The following is a 20,839-nucleotide window of genomic DNA, read 5'->3' on the forward strand; positions in this document are numbered from 1 at the left end:
GCATCCCCTCCTTGCCTCTGCGAAACTCCAGCGAAAGAAGGTCTTAACAGGGGGCATCTCTGCCTGCTATACCTAACGCGAATGCATAACCGTTGGAGTAGCGAGATGCCCACTTCCACCCTCCCCGACGGCGCCGCGGTCACCCTGCCGCGCGCTCGATCGCACGCCCCCACCACCCCCGCCGCCCGTGCCTGGTGGCGCGACGCCGTGATCTACCAGATCTACGTGCGCAGCTTCCGCGACACCGACGGCGACGGCATCGGCGACCTCGCCGGAGTCCGGGAACAGCTGCCGCACGTGCGGCAGCTGGGCGCGGACGGCGTCTGGCTCAACCCGTTCTACGTCTCGCCCCAGCACGACCACGGCTACGACATCGCCGACCACTGCGCCGTCGACCCGGAGTACGGTGACCTCGCCGAGTTCGACCGCCTGGTGACGGACTGCCGGATGCTCGGCCTGAAGCTGGTCCTGGACGTCGTCCCGAACCACTGCTCCAGCCGACACCCGTGGTTCCGCAAGGCGCTGGCCAACGGCCCGGGCAGCCCCGAGCGGGCGCGGTTCCACTTCGCCGACGGCCGCGGCGAGGACGGCGAACTGCCGCCCAACAACTGGCGGGCCATGTTCGGCGGCCCGGCCTGGAGCCGGGTCCTCGAGGCCGACGGCCGGCCCGGCCAGTGGTACCTCCACCTGTTCACCCCGGAGCAGCCGGACTTCAACTGGCGCCACCCCGACGTCGCCGCCCACTTCGAGGAGGTGCTGCGGTTCTGGCTGGACCGCGGCGTCGACGGGTTCCGGATCGACGTGGCGGCCGGGCTGTTCAAGCACCCCGAGCTGCCGGACTCGCCCGATCCGGCCGCGGACGAGCGCACCCGCGACTCGGTCAACCCGCTGGCCTGGAACCAGCCGGAGGTGCACGAGGTCTGGCGCCGGTGGCGGGCGATCTGCGAGGAGTACACCGCCCGTGACGGTCACGAGCGGCTGCTCGTCGGCGAGGCCTCCGTGCCCACGCCGGCCGAACAGGCGCTGTACGTACGCCCCGACGAACTGCACCAGGCCTTCTTCTTCCACCTGCTGCACGCGCCGTGGGACCTCGCGCACTTCCACAGAGTCATCGACGACGCCGTGCGGGACATCACCGCCACCGGCTCGACGGTCACCTGGGTGCTCAACAACCACGACCAGGTCCGCACCGTGAGCCGGTTCGCGGGCGCGGACCCCGCCAGCGGCCCCGCCCGGGCCACGGCGGCGGCCCTGCTGATGCTGGCCCTGCCCGGAGCCGCCTACATCTACCAGGGCGAGGAACTCGGACTGCCCGAAGTCCTCGACCTGCCGGACGAGTTGGTCACCGACCCGATCTTCCGCCGCACCGGCAGCCGGGTCGGGATCCGCGACGGCTGCCGGATACCGCTGCCCTGGTCGGGCACCGCGGCCCCGTTCGGATTCAGCCCGCCGGACAGCCAGTCCGGCCCGTGGCTGCCGCAGCCGGCCTCGTTCGCCGCCCACACGGTCGAGCGGCAGCGCGCCGACGCCGCGTCCGTCTTCCACCTGTACCGCACCGCCCTGCAGCTGCGCCGTGAACTCCCGCAACTCGGCGAGGGCACGCTGCGGTGGCTGGAGACCCCGCCCGGGGTCCTCGCGTTCGTCCGCGGCGAGGGCCTGGTGTGCGCCGTCAACTTCGGTGACACCCCCGCGCCGGCCCCGGTCGCCGGTCCGCCGCTGCTGGCCAGCGGTCCGTGCGGCGACGGCGTCCTGCCGCCCGCCACCGCCGCCTGGTGGATCAACTCGCTTTCCATCGACCTGATCTGACGATCAGACACCTATCAGGCACCTCTCATGCACCCCACCCGCCCCATGAAAGAGGACTCGACGATGAGAATCCGCCGCACCCTTCCCGCCCTGGCCGCCTCCGTCGTCCTGGCCGCCACCGCAACCGCCTGCGGCAGCAGCGGCGGCGGCGCGGCCGACTCGGCCACCCAGGAACTCAAGGGACAGAGCCTGACCGTCGCCGCCGTGTGGAGCGGCGCCGAGCAGGAGAACTTCAAGAAGGTGCTGGACGCCTTCACCGCGAAGACCGGTGCCACCGTCACCTACACCTCCACCGGTGACAACCTCTCCACCGTGGTCGGCAGCAAGATCGAGGGCGGCGACCCGATGGACGTGGTCATGGTCGCCCAGCCCGGCGTGATCAAGCAGTTCGCCGACAAGGGCTGGCTGGCGCCGCTCTCGCCCGCGATCACCGACGCGGCGAAGAAGAACTACGCCGGCATCTGGTCCAGCCTCGGCACCGTCGGAGGCACGCAGTACGGCCTTTACTTCAAGGCCGCCGACAAGTCGACCGTCTGGTACAGCCCGACCGCCTTCCAGAACGCCGGCGTCCAGCCCCCGGCCACCTTCGACGACCTGCTCAAGGCCGGCCGGACGCTCTCCGACTCCGGCACCCCGGCCTTCACGATCGGCGGCCAGGCCGGCTGGACCCTCACCGACTGGTTCGAGAACGTCTACCTCTCCCAGGCCGGACCCGAGCTCTACGACAAGCTCACCCGGCACGAGATCCCGTGGACCGACCCGTCGGTCCTCAAGGCCCTGACCACCCTCGGCAAGATCTTCGGCGACCGGCAGCTCGTCCTGGGCGGCGGGCAGGGCGCGCTGCAGACCGACTTCCCCACCTCCGTCCAGCAGGTCTTCGGATCGCAGCCCAAGGCCGCCATGACCTACGAGGGCGACTTCGTCGGCGGTGTCATAGCCTCCGAGCTGAAGAAGCAGGTCGGCACGGACGCCAAGGTGTTCCCCTTCCCCGCCGTTGATGGCGGCAAGGCCCCGGTGATGGGCGCGGGCGACGCGGCGGTCGTCCTCAAGGGCTCCAAGCACCCCGAGGCCGCGCAGAAGTTCGTCGAGTTCCTGGCCGGCCCCGAGGCCGCGGCCGTCTGGGCCAAGGCCGGCGGCTTCATCTCGCCGAACAAGGCGGTCGACCCGTCCGTCTACCCGGACGACACCACCCGGCAGTTCGCCAAGTCGGTGATCGACGCCGGCGACGCCTTCCGCTTCGACCTGTCGGACCAGGCCCCCGCCGCGTTCGGCGGCACGGCGGGCCAGGGCGAGTGGAAGGACCTCCAGGACTTCCTCGCCAACCCCTCCGACGTCCAGGGCGCGGCGGCGAAGCTCGAAGCCGACGCGGCCAAGGCGTACAAGGGCTGATCCACCATGTCTCTGCGCTCAACCCGCAGGGACCGGGCCTCCGGTGGCGCGCTCCGGCGCCACCGGGGCCTCGCCCTGCTCCTGGTCCTGCCCACCCTGCTGCTGCTCGGCGCCCTCGTCGTCTACCCCATCGGCTTCTCCGTGGGGCGCAGCCTCTTCGACGCCTCCGGCCACCGCTTCGTCGGGCTGGACAACTACGGCGCGGCCTTCACCGACCACGCCACCCTCACCGCCGTGCGCAACAACGCGATCTGGGTCGCCGTCGCCCCGGCGCTGGTGACCGCGGTCGGCCTGGTGTTCGCGGTGCTGACCGAGAAGATCCGCTGGGCCACCGCGTTCAAGCTGCTCGTCTTCATGCCGATGGCGATCTCCTTCCTCGCCGCCGGGATCATCTTCCGCCTGGTGTACGACGCGGACCCGCACCGCGGTGTGCTCAACGCCGCTGCCGTCGCCGTCCACGACACCTTCACCGACCAGCCGTCCTACCCGGGCGCCCGGCCGCGCCCCGGCGTCGGGCTCGACCAGGCCGAGGGCGGCGACGTCAGGGCGCCTGCCGCCACGCGCGTGGTGCTGCTGCCGCTGGTCGGCGTGCAGCCCGGCGCGATCCCGGCCGCCGCCCGGACGGCCCAGGAGCCGGCCGGCGGTGACGGGGTCAGCGGCACGGTGTTCCTGGACTTCGTCCCGGGCGGCGGCGGTCACCCCGGGCAGCTGGACGCCGGAAAGAAGGGCCTGCCCGGAATCGAGGTCCAACTCCGGGACGGCGACCGGACGATCGCCACCACGACCACGGGCGACGACGGCACCTTCCGGTTCTCCGCGGCTCCGTCGGCCACGAGCTCGGTGGTCCTGCCGGCAGCCGACTTCGCCGCCCCCTACCGCGGCGTCGACTGGCTCGGGCCCGCGTTCGTCACCCCGGCGATCATCGGCGCCTACACCTGGATCTGGGCCGGCTTCGCGATGGTCATCATCGCCGGCGGCCTGGCCAACCTGCCGCGCGAGACGATCGAGGCGGCCCGGATCGACGGCGCGAACGAATGGCAGATCTTCCGCCGCATCACCGTGCCCCAACTCGCCCCGGTCCTCGGCGTCGTGTTCATCACCATGGTCATCAACGTGATGAAGATCTTCGACCTCGTCTACATCATCGCGCCCGGGCCGGTGCAGCAGGACGCCGACGTACTGGCGCTCCGGCTCTACCTGGTCTCCTTCGGCGGCGGCAACGACCAGGGCCTCGGCAGCGCGCTCAGCGTCCTGCTGCTGCTCCTGGTCGTCCCGGTGATGCTCCTCAACGTCCGACGCTTCCGAGGGAGCCGATCATGACCACGACGCAACCGGCCCCGGCCGCGCGGACCACGGCGCCGGCTCCGCCCGGCCGGCTCCGAGTACCGTTCACGACCCGGCTCGCCACCCTCACCCGCAGCGGTCTGGTCCAGGCCGTGCTGATCGTGGCGGCCGTGGCCTGGCTGACGCCCACCGTCGGCCTGCTGGTCTCCTCGCTGCGGCCGAAGCAGGCCGCCGCCACCGGCGGCTGGTGGACGGCGCTGACCAGGCCCGCCCAGCTCACCCTGCAGAACTACACCGCCCTGCTGGACGGCGGCGACGTTCCCAGGGCGCTGTGGAACACCGTGCTCATCAGCGTCCCCGCGACCCTGCTGACCGTCGCCCTCGCCGCGACCGCCGGGTACGCCTTCGCCTGGATGCGCTTCCCCGGCCGGGACGCCGTCTTCGTCGTGGTGGTCGGGCTGCTGGTGGTGCCCGTCCAGGTCGGCCTCATCCCGGTCGCCAGACTCGAAGGCGCCGTCGGGCTGTTCGGCACCATCCCCGGCGTGGTGCTGTTTCACGTCGGCTACGGGCTGCCGTTCGCGGTGTTCCTGATGCGCAACCACTTCCTGGAGATCCCGGCCGAACTCCTGGAGGCGGCGCGGATGGACGGCTGCGGGGAGTGGCGGATCTTCCGCACCCTCGCCCTGCCGCTCGCCGCGCCGGCCGTCGCCTCGCTGTGCATCTTCCAGTTCCTCTGGGTCTGGAACGACATGCTGGTCGCCCTGATCTTCGCCGGCAACGACTCGCAACCGCTGACCGTCTACCTCCAGTCCCAGATGCGGCAGTTCGGCAGCAACATGGACATCCTCGCGCCCGGCGCGTTCCTGTCCCTCCTGGTTCCCGTGGGGGTGTTCCTCTGCTTCCAGCGGTTCTTCGTCCAGGGAGCGATGGCGGGCTCCGTCAAGTGAGGCCTCCCGGCGTGCTCGTGGCGGTGCCCGCGCCCGCGCCCGAGCCCGTGCCCGCGCCCGGCCGCGTCGCCACCGCGGCCGGGCGCGACCGGTTCACCCGGGAGGGTGGGTGTGGTCGAGGAGGGTCAGGTAGCGGCCGAGGTGGGCGGCGGCGTCGAGCATGGCGAGGCTCCGGGCGGTGAGCCGGTGCTGCCAGTCTGAAAGGGCGCGGGACAGGGCCTCGGTGCCGCCGGCCGTCCGGATCTGCCGGACCACGGTGGCGATGTGGTCCAGCGGGTAGCCGCCGCGCCTGAGGAGGTGCGCGAGTTCGGCGTCGCGGACGTCGTCGGCGCGGAAGACGCGGTATCCGGTGGCCCGGTCCCGTGCCGGGGTGAGGATGCCGGCGCCTTCCCAGGCGCGCAGCGTGGCCGGGGTGACGCGGAGGTGGTGGGCGAGTTCGCCGATGGTACGGACGCCCGGGACCGTTGACGAGGCGGGGCCGGCTCCCGACTCGGCTTCTGCCAGGTGCTCGACCGCCTTCCGGACGGCGTCGAGGGTGTCCCGGTCGCGGAGGAGCTGGCCGTGGCCGCGGTCGACGGCCGTCAAGGCGTCGTCGAGCTCGCCGCCGTGGAGCGCCTTCATGATCCGTCGACCGGCCGCGTGACCGTACGCCCGCACGAGGGCGAGGTAGGCGCGGAGCGCCGCCGCGTGCAGCTCGGTGTAGATCCGGTAGCCGCTGGGGGAGCGCTCGGCGGGTGGGAGGCAGCCGTCCCGCCCGTAGTTGCGGACCGCCTGGGTCGAGATGCCGTGTTCGCGGGCGAGGTCGGAGGGGCGCATGGTTGCCGTCGATTTGAGACTTCGTAGGAGGAAAACCGGGCTGAGCCGGGAAAAGTCTCAACCGTTCTTTCAAGGATACGCTTGAGGTCCATGAGTCAGGACATTCGAGACTTCGTGACCTCGCCCTGTGACCTGCTGGCACTCGGTGAGCCGACGCACCGGGAACCGGCCTTCGCCCGGGTCCGCAACGAACTGTTCGCCCAACTGGTCGGCCGCGGCTTCCGGTCGATCGCCCTGGAGACCGACCGGGTCGCCGCACTCGCCGTGAACGACTACGTCCGGGAAGGAGCGGGGACGCTCGACACGGCACTGGGCGACAGCTTCTCCCACGGCTTCGGAGAGCTGGCTGCCAACCGGCAACTCGTCGCCTGGATGCGCGAGTTCAACCGGAACCGGCCGCCGGAGGAGCGGTTGGCGTTCCACGGCTTCGACGCCCCGACGGAGACCATGGGCGCACCGAGCCCACGCCGCTACCTCGAACTCGCGCGCGACTACCTGCGGTTCGACGTGGACGTCGCGAGCCTCGCCGGCGACGACGAACGCTGGAGCCGCCCGGAGGCCGTCATGGACCCGGCCGCGTCGCCCGGCGACACCGCCGAGGCCGAGCGACTGCGGTCGATCGCCGACGACATGCTCGACTCGCTCGACACGCGGGCGCCGGAGCTGATCGCGACGACCTCACGTGCCGAGTGGCAGCGGGTCAGGACCCACCTCACCGCCGGCCTCGGCCTGCTCCGCTACCACCGGCAGTCGGCCCGGTGCCTCGACCGGAGTGCGCGCCTGTCCGACCTCATGGCCGTCCGCGGCGCGCTCATGGCCCAGAACCTCCTCGACATCCGGACCACCGAGGCCCGACGGGGACCGACGCTCGTCCACGCCCAGAACCTCCACCTGCAGAAGAACCCGAGCAACTGGGAGGCCTGGAACCTCAGTTGGATCGGTGTCGGCGTCGTCGCCGGGGCCCTGCTGGGCGATCGGTACAGCTTCGTCGCCGGCAGCCTGGGCCGCAGCGAAGCCCTCGGGCTCGGGGAGCCCGAACCGGACACCTACGAGGGCCTTCTGCAGAGCCGGGTCACCACCTGGGGCCTGGTGGCGGCCACCACGGTCACGTCCGCCTCCGTCCGTACCGACACCACCCCGCAGCAGGGCTACTTCCCGCTCCACCACCAGACCGTGGACGGAGCCGACGCGATCCTGCACATCGCCGACGCCGGCCGCCCGGTCGGCCGCTGACGCGCACCGCCTACCGGGCACCGCGCTGCGGGACGCCGGCCTCAGGTCAGCGTCTCGCAGAGGTTCTCCACCTGGTGCTGCTCCAGCACCTGCGGCTGGCCGTCCGGGTGGATCAGCAGCGTGACGCCGCCGCTGAACACGAAGTCGCCGGGAGCGTGGTACGGGTTGCCGGCGAAGATCCGGGCGCTGATGTGCGAGCTGCGGGGGACCAGCCAGAGCCGGCTGCCGTCGGGCAGGTAGTAGAGGGTGGCCCGGCCGCTCTGGTCGCGGTCGACGCTGCGCCCGCTGTCGACGTTGGTGTAGCGCAGCACCAGCGGGCCGCGGAACAGCACCTTCGACGGCGAGCCGTCCGGGTAGCTGGCCGCCGTCCTGGTCTCCTCCTCGTCCGTCACGATCCCGATGTGCAGGTGGAACGGGCAGAGTGCGCCCGCCGGGTAGTCCTTCGGGGTGTTGCGGTACGGCTGCCAGCCTCCGTCACCGCCCTCGCCGCTCCCCGATCGGGCCTGGGCGGCGGGGGCGGCGGCCAGCAGGACCGCGGCCAGTGCCGCGACCACGGCGGCCGGGCGGCGCAGGCGCGCGAGCGGACGGACGGAGTGTACGGACATGGGTCGCCTCCTCGCGACGACGGACGGGTGCGCGCCCCCCTCCCCCGACGGGGGGCGCGCGGCTATCGTCGAACGGCGGAGTCCGCGCCGGCGAGGCTTTCGGCACAGGCCGAAACCATCCGGCGGGATCGGGGGAGGAACGGTGCTGCGCATCCACTTCACGGCCGAGGACCTGCTCGGCGTCCGGTTCGCCGACGCGCCCGCGCCGCTGCTGGAGCTCGGACTGGCCGTGGCGATGCTGCAACGCGGCGACGGCGGCCCGGGATTCGTCCGTCGGCGCCGCCTGCTGGGCACCGCCCGGACCCGGGCCGCCGTGGCACCGCTGCGCCAGCTGGTGCCGCCCAGCGGCGCGGGACCGCTGTTCCTCGACCCGCCCAGCGACGACCTCGACCAGGGCATGGAACTGGTGCGCCGATCGACCGCCACGCTGGTGCGCGCCGAGCTGACCCGGATCACCACGGCCGGACTGCCCGTCACCGCCCTGATGCGCCGGCTGGCCGAACAGGACCGGGACGCCTGGCAGTACCTGGAGACGGCGATGCGCACCGCCTACCCGGACCTGGTCGGAACCGTCTGGCCGCGCCTGCGGGCCGGCTTCGACACCGACCTCGCCTGGCGCGGAAGGGTCCACCGCGAACAGGGCCTGCGCGGCATGCTCGCGGGCCTCCACCCGGGCAGCCGGTGGCGGGGCAGTACCCTGGAGGTCCCGTCCGAACGGGACAGGGACGTCCGGCTGGACGGTGCCGGGCTGGTGCTGATGCCCTCCGCACAGTGGACCGGCGGGCCACTGGTCGGCTCGTACCCGCAGGGCAAGCTGATGGTCTACCCGGCCCTCACCGCGCTGCCGTACCTCCCCGAGCCCGAGTCCGCGTTCGCGTCCGCCCCGGGCGCCGCCCCGGACGACCCGATCGCCGCACTGCTGGGCCGCACCCGCGCCGCCGTCCTGCGGCTGACCAGCCGTGAACCGACGACCAGTCAACTCGCCCAACTGCTGGGAATCAGCCTCGCCTCCGCCTCCGAGCACGCCCGCGCGCTGCGCCGCGCAGGCCTGGTCGCCACCGTCCGCACCGGCCGGGCGGTCCGGCACGGCTGCACCCCGCTCGGTCATCGCCTGCTCGCCGGATCGGACGGGAATTCCGTCGTGCGGATGACAAACTCCTGACCGGCAGTCAATTATCGGAAAATGATCACGGTGGGGCGCATCTCTTCCGCCTTCTATTCCTCTTCGTATTTCCGCCGGTCACCCGCTGTGTTCGAGGGCCGTGCGGGGCGGCGGGTTCACCGGAATCACCGGGAAATAACAATTCCCGCCGGGGTCTGTCTGAAATTCCGGCCGGGCCCTAGGCTGCGGCGCGTGTCGATCTTCCGAAAGCTTCGCGCTTCCGGTCCGCGCGTGCGACCGGAACTCGACGACGTCAATCTCGGCCGCGTACGGCGGCAACTAAATTCCTCCGGAAGGCTGGGCCCGGACGATATTCAGATCGACCAGGTCGAGCGGCTTCTCCGGGAGGCCGGTACGGACTGGGACCGCCGGACGCACCGCTTCGCGGTGCTCGCCGACGCCGCCGCGCCCTCGGCGATCGCCCGGTCCTGGCGGATGCGCCGCTCGCACAGCGCGGACGCGCTGGTGTTCGAGGCGTGGGTCGAGCTGTGCCGCGGCCGGCACGCGGGGCGGATGGAGGACGCCCGCGCGGCCGCCGACAACTGCTACCGCGCCGCCGAGCTCTTCCCCGCGGACCCCACGCCGTGGGTGGTGCTGCTCGGGATCCTGCGCGTGATGCGCGCCGACTCGCAGAACGCGTTCGCCGTGTGGCACGAGGTGGTCTCGCGCGACCCCTGGAACCGCGAGGCCCATCTGCAGATGCTGCGGTACCTGTCGCCGGAGGAGTGCGGCTCGCGAAGCAGCCAGCTGGACTTCGTCGAGACCGTCCGGGCCTCGGTCCCCTCGAACGCGCCGGCCGTCGGGGTGGGGCTGACCGCGCTGGTCGACGAGCACGCCCGCACGGCCGCCCAGGGGGGTGTCGAGGCGCTGCTGATCCGCCGCCAGTGGACGCACAACCGGGCCACCAGCGCGCTCGACGCCGCTCTGCTCGACTGGCCCCGCCAGGGCCACCTGCGGCACGCGGCGGCCCTGGCCGACCTCAACCTGCTCGCCTTCGCCCTGATCCAGGCCGGCCGCGTGCGCGAGAGCGCCGACACGTTCGAGCTGATCGGGGACATGGTCACCGCGTGGCCGTGGTCAGTCGGCGGCGACCCGATCCAGCAGTTCGGCTACTGGCAGGCCAAGGCACTGGCCTGACACCACGCCCGCCACGACGGGGCCCGCACGGCAGCCGTGCGGGCCCCGACGCCTGTGCTGGGGGGTCTTCGCTCTTCACGCGCGAGCCTCACCGACCGGATCCCAGGTGCCGCGGAGCCAGGGGAGCACCTCGTCGGCGATGGCGCGGTGGACGAGCGGCGCGGTGGACGAGCGTGACCGCTTCCCGCTCGTCCTGGGGCCACTCCACCCCGGTTCGTTCATCGGAGCGACTCCTCAGCGGTGTCGCGTTCCTGGTGGAGCTCAAGGGCGGTCAGGAGGTGGATGGCCGCGTCCGCCCAGGGGCCGATCGCCGCGGTCACGGTGTCCGTGGCGAGGGTGGTGGCGAGGGTCTGGACCACGGCCGCGCCGGTGGTGAGGCCGATGCGGCGGAGGTCGGCGGCCGCCGAGGCGAGCTGGTCACGGGTGGAGCGGGTGGAGGCGCGCAGACCGGTGTGAACGAGCTCGGCGAGAGCGGCGACGCCGGATTCGAGGGCGTGGCCGATCGGATCCGAGGGGCGCCGAGCGGCGGGTGCGAGCGGGAGGGTGCCGGCGCCTGCGGCGAGGTCGGGGACGACCAGACCGTCCGCCGTGAGGACGGCGAGCGGGTCGAGCACCGGGCGGCCGCCCTCCGGGCGCAGCAGGCCGCTGACGAACCGGACCTGCCCGCCGCCGAGCGTCTCGGCGAGGGCGTCGAGCCTGCCCGGGCAGGCGGGGTCGTGCTCGGCGTGGATCAGCACGGTCGTGCCGGACGGGTCGCGGACGACCGCCTCCAGCCGTTGCCGGGCGGGGTCGTAGCCGAGGGAGTCGACGGAGGCGACCGCCAGCACCCGCGCGGTGTCGGCCGCCACCCGGGGCCGGATCAGCCGTGGCGGCCGGTCGTCCCAGGCGCGCAGGTGCGCGGCCGTGTCCCGGACCAGGAGCGAGCCGGGCAGGTCGGCCCAGGCCGAGCCGACCGGGGTGATGCTCGTCGCGGCCACCCGGCCGCGGCCGATGGTCACCGTCCGGCCGGCGCTGCGGGAGATGGTCTCGCTGACGACGTTGGCCCCGGCCAGGGCCCGCAGCGGTGAGCCGAGCAGGCGCCGGGTCGCGAGGTCGGCGCCGGTGAGGCGCTGGTCCTCCGTCGGCTCCCAGCGTTTGCGCAGCACCAGGGCGATGCCGGCGTCCGGCTGCGCGAAGTACACCTCGGCGGTGCGCTCCGTCGTCGCCCGGCCGGAGATCCGGCAGCCGAGGGCGACCAGCCGCACCCGGCGCAGCGGGGTCTCGGCCGGCTCGCGGGTGCCGAGCACGCCCGGCCGGTCGAGCGCGCCGGCCCGGCGGCGGGCGTGGAGTTCGGCGACCAGCTCGGCGACGTGGGCGGCCGCGTAGCGGGTGTCGCGTGCCGCGTAGGAGTCGACCTGGTCGCGCAGTTCCGTGAGTGCGGCTGCGGGCCAGTGCAGCGCGGCTCGGGAGAGCGCGGCACCGGCACGGTCCAGCTGTGCGGCGAACACCGGGGTGGTGTGGGCGACGCCGTCCAGCAGCAGTTCGTCCGCGAGGGCGACGGCCTGGTCGAGGGTCTGGTCCGTGACGGGCGCGGCGGGCGCCCGGCCGCCGACGGAGACCTGGACGTGCGCTGCGCCGCCCTCGGCGGTCGTGTCCGCCGCGCGGAAGGCCCAGACCGCGAGCGCGATGGTCTCCCCGCGTCGCGGGGTCGCGGCGTCGGTCAGCGCGTAGCCGAGTTCGTGCGGGACGGGGAAGCGTACGGTGCAGGAGGCCAGTTCGACCCAGGGCACCGGCTGGTCCTCGCCGCCGCGGTGCACGGTCGCCGTGTACCCGCGGTCGACGGCACGGCGCGCGGCGGTCAGCGCGACCCGGCCCAGCGCCGCCTCCAGCTGCTCGTCGTCGAACGCGCCCGGGGACCAGGCGATGACGGGCTCCGCGGCGGACTCGGCCGGTTCGGCCGCCGTGTGGAGTTCCTGGTAGGCCAGCACCAGCCCGATCCGGTGCCGGCAGACTCCGGTGGCGGCGCAGCTGCACTCGGCGGTATCGAGGCCGACGCCCGATGGCAGGCGGGTCCGGCTGCCGTCCGGGTAAGTGCCGAGGACGCTGCCGTCCTCGCCGAGCTCGATCTGCGGCCCGGCACCGGCCTCCAGGTCCTTGGCGGCGCGTTTGACCAGGCCGCGGTTGGCGAGCGCGGCGAGCGTGTCCGGGGTGAGGGCGAGCAGGTCCTCGCGCCGGGCCGGGCCGGTCATCGGCCCACCGTCTCGGCGACGAACTCGGCGAGCCGGCCCGGGGTCATCGCGCCGACGTGGGCGCCGGCCGCGGCCAGCCGGCCCGCGAGGTCGCGGTCGTAGACGGGGTCGGCCTCCTCGTCGAGCGCGGCCAGGCCGAGGACGGTGGCGCCCTGGTCGACCAGGCTCCGGACCGTGCGGACCAGCCGGTACCGGTCGCCGCCCTCGTAGAAGTCGGAGACGATCGCCACGATGCTGCGGCGCGGGTTGTCGACCAGGCCGGCGGCGTAGTCGACGGCGCGGGCGATGTCGGTGCCACCGCCGAGCTGCACCTTCATGAGCAGCTCGACCGGGTCGGTCACGTCGGAGGTCAGGTCGACCACGGAGGTGTCGAAGGCGACCAGGTGGGTGCGCAGGCCCGGGAGGTTCCACAGGCAGGCGGCCGTGACGGCGGAGTGGATCACCGAGCCCACCATCGAACCCGACTGGTCCACCAGCAGGATCAGCTGCCACTGTTCCAGGTGCCGCCGGGTGCGCGAGTGGAAGCGCGGCCGCTCGATCAGCACCCGGCGCTGCTCCGGCTGGTAGTGGGCCAGGTTGGCGCGGACGGTGCCCTGGAAGTCGAAGTCGCGGGCCAGCGGCAGGCGGCTGGGGCGGCGGGAGCGGGTGCCGGTGAAGGCCCGGCGCAGCTCCGGGCGGAGCCGGTCCATCAGCTCGCGGACCACCGCCTCGACGATGCGCCGGGCCATGGCGAGCACCTCGGGGTTCATCAGGTGCTTGGTGCGCAGCACGGCGCGGAGCAGCGTGGCGTCGGGCTCGACCCGGGAGAGGACGTCGGGGTCGGTGACGATCTCGTCGATGCCGTACCGCTCGACGGCGTCCCGTTCGAGCCGTTCGACGGTCTCCTTGGGGAAGAGCCGGTGGATGTCGTCGAGCCAGTCCACGGCGGTGAGTTGGGACGGGCCGGCGCCGCCGGTGCGTCCGGTGTCGGCGCGCCCGGCGGCGGGGCCGCCGCGGATGCCGCGCCGTTCGAGGTCCGGGTCCCGGCCGTAGAGCCAGTCGAGCGCCGCGTCCCGGGCGGCGGCCCGCGGGCCGAGCGGGCCGGTGGCGCGTTCGGCGGGTGCGCCGAGCACCAGCCGCCAGCGCTCCAGGCCCTCGTCGGTGGTGGGGACGCCGGTCATCGGGCCGTGTCCCGGGCGCGCAGACCGTGCCGGTCGAGCAGTCGGTTCACGTGGTCCTCCAGGGTGCGGGCACGGGCCAGGTCCAGCGGGTCGGCCGAGGTGCGCAGCAGCGAGCGGGCCGAGCCGCGGCGGCCGCGCCGGGCCAGCAGGCGCTCGGCGATCCGCTCGCGCTCGCGGGGCGGGAAGTAGGCGAAGGCCTGCCGCAGGGCGGGCAGGGCGGCGAGGAAGTCGCCGTCGGTCATGGCGGTGAGGATGTCGTCGAGCTCGTCCGGCAACGAGCCACCGGAGTCGTCGCCCTGGCCCGTGACCTCGTCCCGGGCCAGGGCGAACAGCCCGGCCAGCCAGTCGCCGAACTCCCGCGGGTCCGCCGCCGCGAGCGACCGCGCTCGGTCGGCGGCCTCACCGTGGCCGTGGCCGAGGGACCAGCGCAGCCCGAGGGCGGCTCCGCGCAGGTCGGGCGGGGCGGCGGGGTCGGCGGCGATCCGGCGGGCCGCGTCGACGGCGGCCGCGCGGGGGAGGGTCAGCAGGCCGTCCGCGTGCCGGAGCGCGTCCCGGGCGACGGCCATCGCCCGCAGCCGTCCGGGGTCGACGCCGCTGCCGCCGTGCAGTCCCTCGGCGAGCCAGAAGACGCGGTCGACGGCCGCGTCCACGACCTCGGTGAGCAACGGGTCGCCCGCCATGCCGTAGACGCGGTCGTGCCGCCACAGGTGCAGGGCGGTGGCCAGCACCTCGCCCGTCGGGCCGAGGGCGGCGATGGTGCGGGCACGGGAGGCGAGCGCGGCCAGCAGTTCGGCGGAGAGGGCGTTCGCCCCGCACAGGACGGCGTCGAAGAGGACCCGGGAGAGCTCGTCAGGTGCGGTGCTCGTGGTGCCGGACGCTGCCGTCGCGGCGCGTGCCCGCTCGGCGAGGGCGACGGAGGCGGCCTCGTCCAGCCGTGCGCCGTACGCGCCCGCCTCGATCAGCGCCGCCTCGCGGCCGTAGGCCGGGCCGGGCTCCCAGTGTTGGGTGAAGGTCGGGTCCGCCCCGGCCGTCGGGCCGGAGCTGCGGGCGTGGCCCGGGATGCCGAGGATCCGCAGCCGGTGCAGCACCTGACTGCGCAGCAGCCCGTCCGGGTCGGTCAGGTCGGCCGTCGCCGCGCGACCGGGCACGACGCCGCACCGCTCCAACTGGGCCTCGACGTCGTGCACCAGCGGTGGTGCGGGCGTGGCCGGATGCAGGCGGCCGACCCGGTCGCCGGTGCTCGCCGCCACCATCTCGACCACCGCGGGATCGGTGCGGGGCGCGAGGGTGCCGCCTCCGCTCCACGGGAGCGGCTGCTCCAGCGCCTCGCTGATCAGCGCACTCGCGAGGCCGTCGAGCACGTCGGTGCGGGCCGGTACGGGGTGGCCGCGCATCGCCGCGAGGCCTTCGGTGAGGCTCCGGGCGGCGATCAGGTCGGCCGTCGAGACCGGGACGTGCCGGGCGCGCAGCCGCCGGACGAGTTGCTCCGACAGCGCGTCAGCGGCCGCCGACGGCCCGCGTTCCCATAGGAGTTGGTAGTAGCCGGGCGAGGGCATGCCGGACTGGTAGCCGGCGAAGGCGTCCAACTGGCGGAAGGAGTACGGCACCAGGTAGCTGCCGCCCAGTGCCCCGTCCGGCGGTTCCGGCACGGCCGGCCACTCCTCGGCGGGGCCGGCCCCGGCGGCCCGCGCGCGGAGGGCGGGCGTGTGGAAGCCGCCGGTCACCACGAGGACCGGCCGCCCGCCGGCCCGGGCGAGTGCGGCGCGGATCCACCGGGCCATGTACTCCTCCCGCGCCCGGTCACCCGGTTCGGCCTCGGTGTCTCCGCGGACCAGGTCGAAGTAGGCGTCCAGCCGCTCCGGCAGGCCCTCCGGGTCGGCGACCTCGACGAGCCGGTCCCAGAGGGCGTCCACGGAGTCGGTGCCGAAACGCCGGCACAGCCGCCGCGTCGCCTCCGCGTACCGGGCCTCGGCGTCGGCGAAGCGGTTGGCCAACGGCACGGCCCGCTCGACGAACGCCGGGTGCCAGGCCGGCAGGTCGATGAAGCGCACCTGCGCGCCGACCGCCTGACCGCGGGTGAGGGCGACCCACTCCGGGGAGTGGTCGCACAGCGGCGTCCAGGACGTCGCGGTGCGCTCCTCGTCGCGGTAGTGGCTGAACACGGCGATCGGCAGCTCGTGGCCGAGCAGCAGTTCGTCGAGCCGGGGGTTCAGGTCGGCCGGGCCCTCCACCAGCACGTAGGCCGGGCGGAGCGCCTCGACGGTGTCCGCCACCAGCCGCGCGCAGGCCGGCGAGTGGTGGCGGACCCCGATGAACACGGCCGAGCCGGTGGGGAGTTCGGTGGTCATCAGTCCGCCAGCAGGTGTCGCGCCTCGTGGAGGGCCTGCCACTGCGTGCCGCGACGGCGGGCCGCCTGCTGCTCCAGGAACCGGCGCAGCCGGGCGAGGTCCTCCGGGCTGTCCTTGGCCGCCGTACCGGCCAGGCAGGTGACGACGTCCGCGGCGTTGCCTGGCTCCCCGCGCAGGAACCACCCGCGCACGCCGACCGCGTGTGCGACCGACACCGCCTCCGCCGTGCTCATCACGGCGGAGACCCGCTCGCCGGAGGCCCGTTCGCCGCGCAGCTCGCGGAACGTGCCGACCAGCACCTCCAGCACGTCGCGCTCCGGCGGCGCCTCGACGCCGGAGCGGCGCAGCAGCGCACTCGCCTCGGCCTCGACCAGGGCGAGCTCGGTGTCGAAGTCCGCGATCGGGAAGACCGTCTCGAAGTTGAACCGGCGCTTGAGGGCCGCGCTCATCTCGTTGACGCCGCGGTCCCGGGTGTTGGCGGTGGCGATGACGTTGAACCCGGCGCGGGCGAAGACCATGCCCTCCGGGCCGTCCAACTCCGGTACGGCCAGTACCCGTTCGGAGAGCAGCGAGAGCAGGCAGTCCTGCACCTCCAGCGGGCAGCGGGTGATCTCCTCGAAGCGGACGATCCGGCCCTCGGCCATGCCGCGCAGCATCGGCGCCGGCACCAGGGAGCGCTCGGAGGGCCCCTCGGAGACGAGCAGCGCGTAGTTCCAGGAGTACTTGATCTGGTCCTCGGTCGTGGCCGCGCCGCCCTGGACGGTCAGCGTCGACGTGCCGCTGACCGCCGCCGCGATGAGCTCGGACAGCAGCGACTTGGCCGTGCCGGGTTCGCCGACCAGCATCAGGCCGCGGCTGGTCGCCAGCGTCACCAGTGCCCGCTCGACCAGGGCGGCGTTGCCGACGAACTTGCGGCTGATCCCGGCGTCCTCGTCCCCGACGACGAACCGGCGCGCGGCCCGCACGCTCAGCTGCCAGCCGGGCGGGCGCGGGGCGTCGTCCGAGGCCCGCAGGGCGGCGAGTTCGTCCGCGTAGCGGACCTCGGCGGGCGGGCGCTGGAGCGTGGTCTCCTCGACGGCGGTCACTTGGCCGTCACCTCCTCCAGGTCGACGAGCAGTTCGGAGGCGAGGACGGGGTCGAGCTCGCCGAAGGTCATCGGGTACCGAGCGCTCCGGCGCCAGAAGTCGCCCGGCACCGGGGCCAGCCAGACCGTCTCGAAGGTCTGGTCGGGGAATATGTCGAGCACGCCGACCGCGATGCCCTCGTTGAGCGCGATGACCAGGTAGCAGCCGTCGGTGAGCTTCTTGGAGAACCAGCGCTCGATACCGGCGTCCTGCGGAGTCCCGCGCTCCCAGCCCCGCTTGGTCAGGCCGAGCAGGCGGCCCACCGGCACGGTGCAGCCCTCGAAGCGGTGCAGGTGGCTGACGGCGGCCTCCTCCGGCGTCACCCGCCGAACCGCGCGGCCGAGTTGCGGGAAGGGCTGCAGGATCTCGTAGTCGGCGAAGAGCTCCGACCACGCCGTCACGGCCTCACCGAGGTGCAGCGGGTGGGCGAGCCGGACGGTCCCGTCCTCGGGGAGGGTGAACTCGTCATCGTCGACGTCGGCGAAGGTGCGGTCCTCGGCGACGCGGAAGGCGGTGGTCGCACCGTCCGCGTCGTCCGCGAGCCAGACCAGCCGCCGGACGAGGTGCCAGACCAGCGGGTGCTGGAGGAACAGCTCGCGGAACTCCGCCGCGGTCCAGCCGCGCCCGGCGACCATGGCCGCCTCCAGACGGCGTATCTGGTCGGAGGCGATCGTGCGGACGTCCTTCTTCAGCGCGACGAAGCGCTTGCGCTCGGCCGGGGCGAGCTCCTGGTCGTCCTTGACGCCCGGGGTGGGCAGGTCCTTGCGCCGCTTGCCGTCGGCGTCCAGGACGAAGGGGCGCAGCTGCTCGTCGAAGCCGACGGTGAAGTGGCGCGGGCCGTAGTCGACGACCGTGGTGCCGTCCGCGTCGAGCCCGAGGTCGGGGACGAGGCGGTCGGACAGCTGCTCGCCGGTGAGGCCCAGGCCCTCCGCGACCTCGGCGATCTTGTCGTGGGCGCGCTCCTTGAGCGCCTTGAACTTCACCCGCTGGGCGATGCCGTGCAGGTGCAGCAGGGCGACGTCGCTGCCGATCGCGGCCAGGACGCCCAGGCCCTCGACGGCGCGGTGGTGCGCGCCCTGCCCGGGCCAGTCGCGCAGGATCGGGGTGAGCCGGCGGACCGTCTCGTCGTCCCCGAGGAAGCCGAGCGCGGACAGCGTCCAGCTCTCCTTGGCGGGCATGGCGGCCTGCCGCCACTCCTCGAACAGCGCCCAGGCGAAGGCGGCCAGTGAGTCGGCGCGGCAGACGTCGACGGCGGCGGCGAGCCCGGGGTACGGATCGCCGGGCTTCGACAGGGCGAGCATCATCAGCACGTGCCGGGCCGACTCCTCCGGCAGCGCCCCGCCCTCGGTCAGCAGCAGCTGCGGCAGCACGGCGGGCTGCACCCAGGCGGGCAGCACGGGCATCCTGGCGGGCAGGGCGTTCTCCAGCGGATCGGCGGCCAGTGCGTCCGCGACGATCTCCGCTGCTTCCTTGCCGTAGCGGTCGGTCACGGCGGCCAGCAGCGCCTCCGCGCCCTCGGCGGAAGCGACCAGGCGCAGCGCCTGCTCGGCGGCGTTGCGGTCCCGGCCGACCGGGCCGACCGCGTCGGGGACGAGCAGCAGACCGGCCGGTATGCCGTGCCGGGCGAACCACGAACGGGCGGTCGTCTGCAGCGACTTGAGCCGGGCCATGCCGTCGGCCATGATCCGCGCCACCGGGACGTCGAGGTACGGCATCAACAGCTCCGCGTGGGCGCCCGGCTTGGCCTGCGCGACCGACACCACCGCCGGCAGCGCGGCCAGGCCGTACTTGGCGACGACGGGGCTCAGGATCTCGCGACCGCAGTACACGTCGGTGGGCCGCCAGGCCTGGACGAAGGGGGTGAGCAGCTCCTCGGGGCCCTGCATCACCAGCCGGGCCGCGTACCAGAGGCCGCCGTACTCGTTGCCCAGGACTCGGGCCGCCTCCGCCTCCCAGTCCATCGGCTCCGAGAACGGCCACCCCGTGTAGTCGTCCTCCCGGGCCGCCCAGCGCTCGCGCTCGCCGGAACGCCACATCAGCTGCGGCTCGTCCTCCGGCCGCGGGAGGTCGAGTACGCGCGGCTTGCGGGCCGTGCGCTTGCGCGTCCACGGCGGCGAGACCAGCACCGGCGGCAGCGCCTCCGGCGCGGCGTCGGCGACGCGCTCCCGGACACCGTCCAGCGAGCGGACCAACTCGGCCGTGGATTCGTCGACTTGGGCCAGCAGTTCGGGCAGGATGGCCCGGTTCATCAGGACGTGGGTGGTGAGGAGCTGCCGCGCGGCCGTCGCGTTCTTGCCCTCCCGGGACGCCGCGGCGGCGAGCAGCCGGGTGGCCCGGACGGGGTAGCGCTGCATGGCCTCCTGGAGGGCGGGCCGGGTGTGCTTGTCGTCCAGCCGGGCGAGCAGCAGACGGAAGGCGTCGTCGGTCGGGAACTGCGCCACCGCCGAGGTGATGCTCCGCACGCCGTCGGAGCCGTAGACGCGCTCGATCGCCTCGCCGAGGAACGGCACACAGGCCGTCCCGAGGACGTCGGCGAGGGAGGCGATGAGCTCCGTCGTCCAGCTGTTCCAGGGAAGCCTCGGGGCCGGGCCGAGGCGCTCCACCTGGGCCGGGTCGTCGAGCGCGTACATCAGCAGCGACCGCAGCACGTCCCCGCCGTCGCCGTACCCGGGTTCGTCGTCGATGCAGTCGTCGGCCCACCCCGGCGTGCCCGGCACGAGGTAGGCCGCCATGACCCGGCGGCGCGGGGTGGTGCGGCACTCCGCGAGCGCGGCGACGGCCTCCTCGTACGTCGCGTCGTCTGCCGCGGCGAGCAGCTCCCGCACCAGCTTCGAGGCCAGGAAGCCGATGTGCCGGGGGACCGACTCCGTCGGGCCCCGGAACCGCAGCCGCGGCTCGGTCCGGACGGAGTTGCGCTCCTGCCAGCCCACCTCGACCTCGAGCAGCTCCACCACCGCGCGGGCGGCGAACGCGAGCCCGTGCCGCGTCACCCAGGCGTCGGGGTACGGCGAGTCCTCACGCTTGTCGGAGTACCACGCGGTCGGCAGCAGCCCGCTCAGCACGGCGGCACCGACCGGATCGGCCTCTCCGGCGAGGTAGGCGCGGGCGGCCCGGACCAGCGCCGGGTCGGCGTGCCGGTCCGTCAGCACCTGTTCGATCCAGTCCCGCTCGGACGCGATGCGCCGCTCCTCCTGCTCGCCGGCCTCCGGCCGCGGCGGTGTCACGGCGCGCACCCTGCCGCCCCGGCGCGGCCGGACCAGCTTCCGCCAGGCGGCGGGCAGGACGAAGGTGTCCTCGTCCGGCAGGCCGGCGGGCTCGGGCTCCGGCTGAGGGGCCGTCGCGATGACCGCGCCTGACGCGACCTCGACGTAGCCCTTGCGCTCCTTCTCCGCCACCAGCTTGTCGAACTGCGCCCGCGCCGCGTCGTCGGAGCCCAGCTCCTTCAGCTGCAGGCGCCCCTCGGCGCCGATGCGGCCGTAGCGCACGCGCACCGACGCGCCCTTGACCTCCGCCTCCCAGAACTTCGCGGACCCGTCACCGACGAACTCCCAGCGCCGCACAGCCTCTCCTCGCATGCCGTGGCCAGCCACCGGGTGACTC

Annotated in this window: 15 protein-coding genes; 7 read left to right on the top strand and 8 right to left on the bottom strand. The window is 73.8% G+C overall.

Annotation, left to right across the window (positions count from 1 at the left end):
• Window positions 1-105 precede the first annotated feature (105 nt).
• The 4 genes from F7Q99_RS26735 (at window position 106) to F7Q99_RS26750 (ending at window position 5,426) form a co-directional block, all read left to right on the top strand.
• Complete coding sequence (locus F7Q99_RS26735; RefSeq protein ID WP_153465454.1) at window positions 106-1,806, top strand: glycoside hydrolase family 13 protein; 1,701 nt, start codon at window positions 106-108, stop codon at window positions 1,804-1,806.
• Between the two features lie 63 nt (window positions 1,807-1,869).
• A complete protein-coding gene (locus tag F7Q99_RS26740) occupies window positions 1,870-3,195 on the top strand; it encodes an ABC transporter substrate-binding protein (protein WP_153465456.1) in 1,326 nt (441 codons plus the stop codon).
• 6 nt (window positions 3,196-3,201) lie between these two features.
• The gene (locus tag F7Q99_RS26745; RefSeq protein WP_153465458.1) at window positions 3,202-4,515 is read left to right on the top strand and encodes a carbohydrate ABC transporter permease; all 1,314 of its coding nucleotides are present in this window, start codon (window positions 3,202-3,204) and stop codon (window positions 4,513-4,515) included.
• Window positions 4,512-5,426, top strand: coding sequence for a carbohydrate ABC transporter permease (locus tag F7Q99_RS26750; RefSeq protein WP_153465460.1), 915 nt, complete (start codon window positions 4,512-4,514; stop codon window positions 5,424-5,426). The genes F7Q99_RS26745 and F7Q99_RS26750 overlap by 4 nt, the downstream gene beginning before the upstream one ends.
• Window positions 5,427-5,519: 93 nt before the next feature.
• On the opposite strand, the gene F7Q99_RS26755 is transcribed toward F7Q99_RS26750, so the two are convergent.
• On the bottom strand, window positions 5,520-6,242 hold the full coding sequence (locus tag F7Q99_RS26755; protein ID WP_153465462.1) for a TioE family transcriptional regulator: 723 nt from the start codon (window positions 6,240-6,242) through the stop codon (window positions 5,520-5,522).
• A gap of 90 nt (window positions 6,243-6,332) precedes the next feature.
• On the opposite strand from F7Q99_RS26755, the gene F7Q99_RS26760 reads away from it, so the two are divergent.
• Window positions 6,333-7,475, top strand: coding sequence for an erythromycin esterase family protein (locus F7Q99_RS26760; RefSeq protein WP_153465464.1), 1,143 nt, complete (start codon window positions 6,333-6,335; stop codon window positions 7,473-7,475).
• Window positions 7,476-7,516: 41 nt separating this feature from the next.
• On the opposite strand, the gene F7Q99_RS26765 is transcribed toward F7Q99_RS26760, so the two are convergent.
• Window positions 7,517-8,080: a hypothetical protein gene (locus F7Q99_RS26765; RefSeq protein ID WP_153465466.1), complete on the bottom strand. Its 564-nt coding sequence runs from the start codon at window positions 8,078-8,080 to the stop codon at window positions 7,517-7,519.
• Between the two features lie 142 nt (window positions 8,081-8,222).
• On the opposite strand from F7Q99_RS26765, the gene F7Q99_RS26770 reads away from it, so the two are divergent.
• Window positions 8,223-9,242 (top strand): ArsR/SmtB family transcription factor, encoded by a 1,020-nt coding sequence (locus tag F7Q99_RS26770; protein WP_153465468.1) that lies wholly within the window; start codon window positions 8,223-8,225, stop codon window positions 9,240-9,242.
• Window positions 9,243-9,473: 231 nt separating this feature from the next.
• A complete protein-coding gene (locus F7Q99_RS26775) occupies window positions 9,474-10,379 on the top strand; it encodes a tetratricopeptide repeat protein (RefSeq protein ID WP_153465470.1) in 906 nt (301 codons plus the stop codon).
• A gap of 75 nt (window positions 10,380-10,454) precedes the next feature.
• Here F7Q99_RS26775 and F7Q99_RS26780 read toward each other — a convergent pair whose 3' ends face one another.
• Genes F7Q99_RS26780 through F7Q99_RS26805 form a run of 6 tightly spaced genes read right to left on the bottom strand, consistent with a single transcriptional unit; the run spans window position 10,455 to window position 20,799 of the window.
• Window positions 10,455-10,601, bottom strand: a complete 147-nt coding sequence (locus tag F7Q99_RS26780; protein WP_153465472.1) for a hypothetical protein — start codon at window positions 10,599-10,601, stop codon at window positions 10,455-10,457.
• Window positions 10,598-12,607 carry a hypothetical protein gene (locus tag F7Q99_RS26785; RefSeq protein ID WP_153465474.1) on the bottom strand — a complete coding sequence of 670 codons (2,010 nt, stop codon included), beginning with the start codon at window positions 12,605-12,607 and terminating at the stop codon, window positions 10,598-10,600. The genes F7Q99_RS26780 and F7Q99_RS26785 overlap by 4 nt, the downstream gene beginning before the upstream one ends.
• On the bottom strand, window positions 12,604-13,767 hold the full coding sequence (locus F7Q99_RS26790; protein ID WP_153465476.1) for a VWA domain-containing protein: 1,164 nt from the start codon (window positions 13,765-13,767) through the stop codon (window positions 12,604-12,606). The genes F7Q99_RS26785 and F7Q99_RS26790 overlap by 4 nt, the downstream gene beginning before the upstream one ends.
• Entirely contained in the window at window positions 13,764-16,115 is a 2,352-nt protein-coding gene (locus F7Q99_RS26795) for a DUF5682 family protein (protein ID WP_153465477.1), read from the bottom strand. The genes F7Q99_RS26790 and F7Q99_RS26795 overlap by 4 nt, the downstream gene beginning before the upstream one ends.
• Window positions 16,115-17,200, bottom strand: coding sequence for an ATP-binding protein (locus F7Q99_RS26800; RefSeq protein ID WP_326847140.1), 1,086 nt, complete (start codon window positions 17,198-17,200; stop codon window positions 16,115-16,117). Before F7Q99_RS26800 ends, F7Q99_RS26795 begins: the two co-directional genes overlap by 1 nt.
• Entirely contained in the window at window positions 17,197-20,799 is a 3,603-nt protein-coding gene (locus tag F7Q99_RS26805; protein WP_326847141.1) for a DUF4132 domain-containing protein, read from the bottom strand. Before F7Q99_RS26805 ends, F7Q99_RS26800 begins: the two co-directional genes overlap by 4 nt.
• Between the last annotated feature and the right edge of the window lie 40 nt (window positions 20,800-20,839).

Source organism: Streptomyces kaniharaensis, assembly GCF_009569385.1.
Taxonomy (GTDB): Bacteria; Actinomycetota; Actinomycetes; order Streptomycetales; family Streptomycetaceae; genus Kitasatospora; species Kitasatospora kaniharaensis.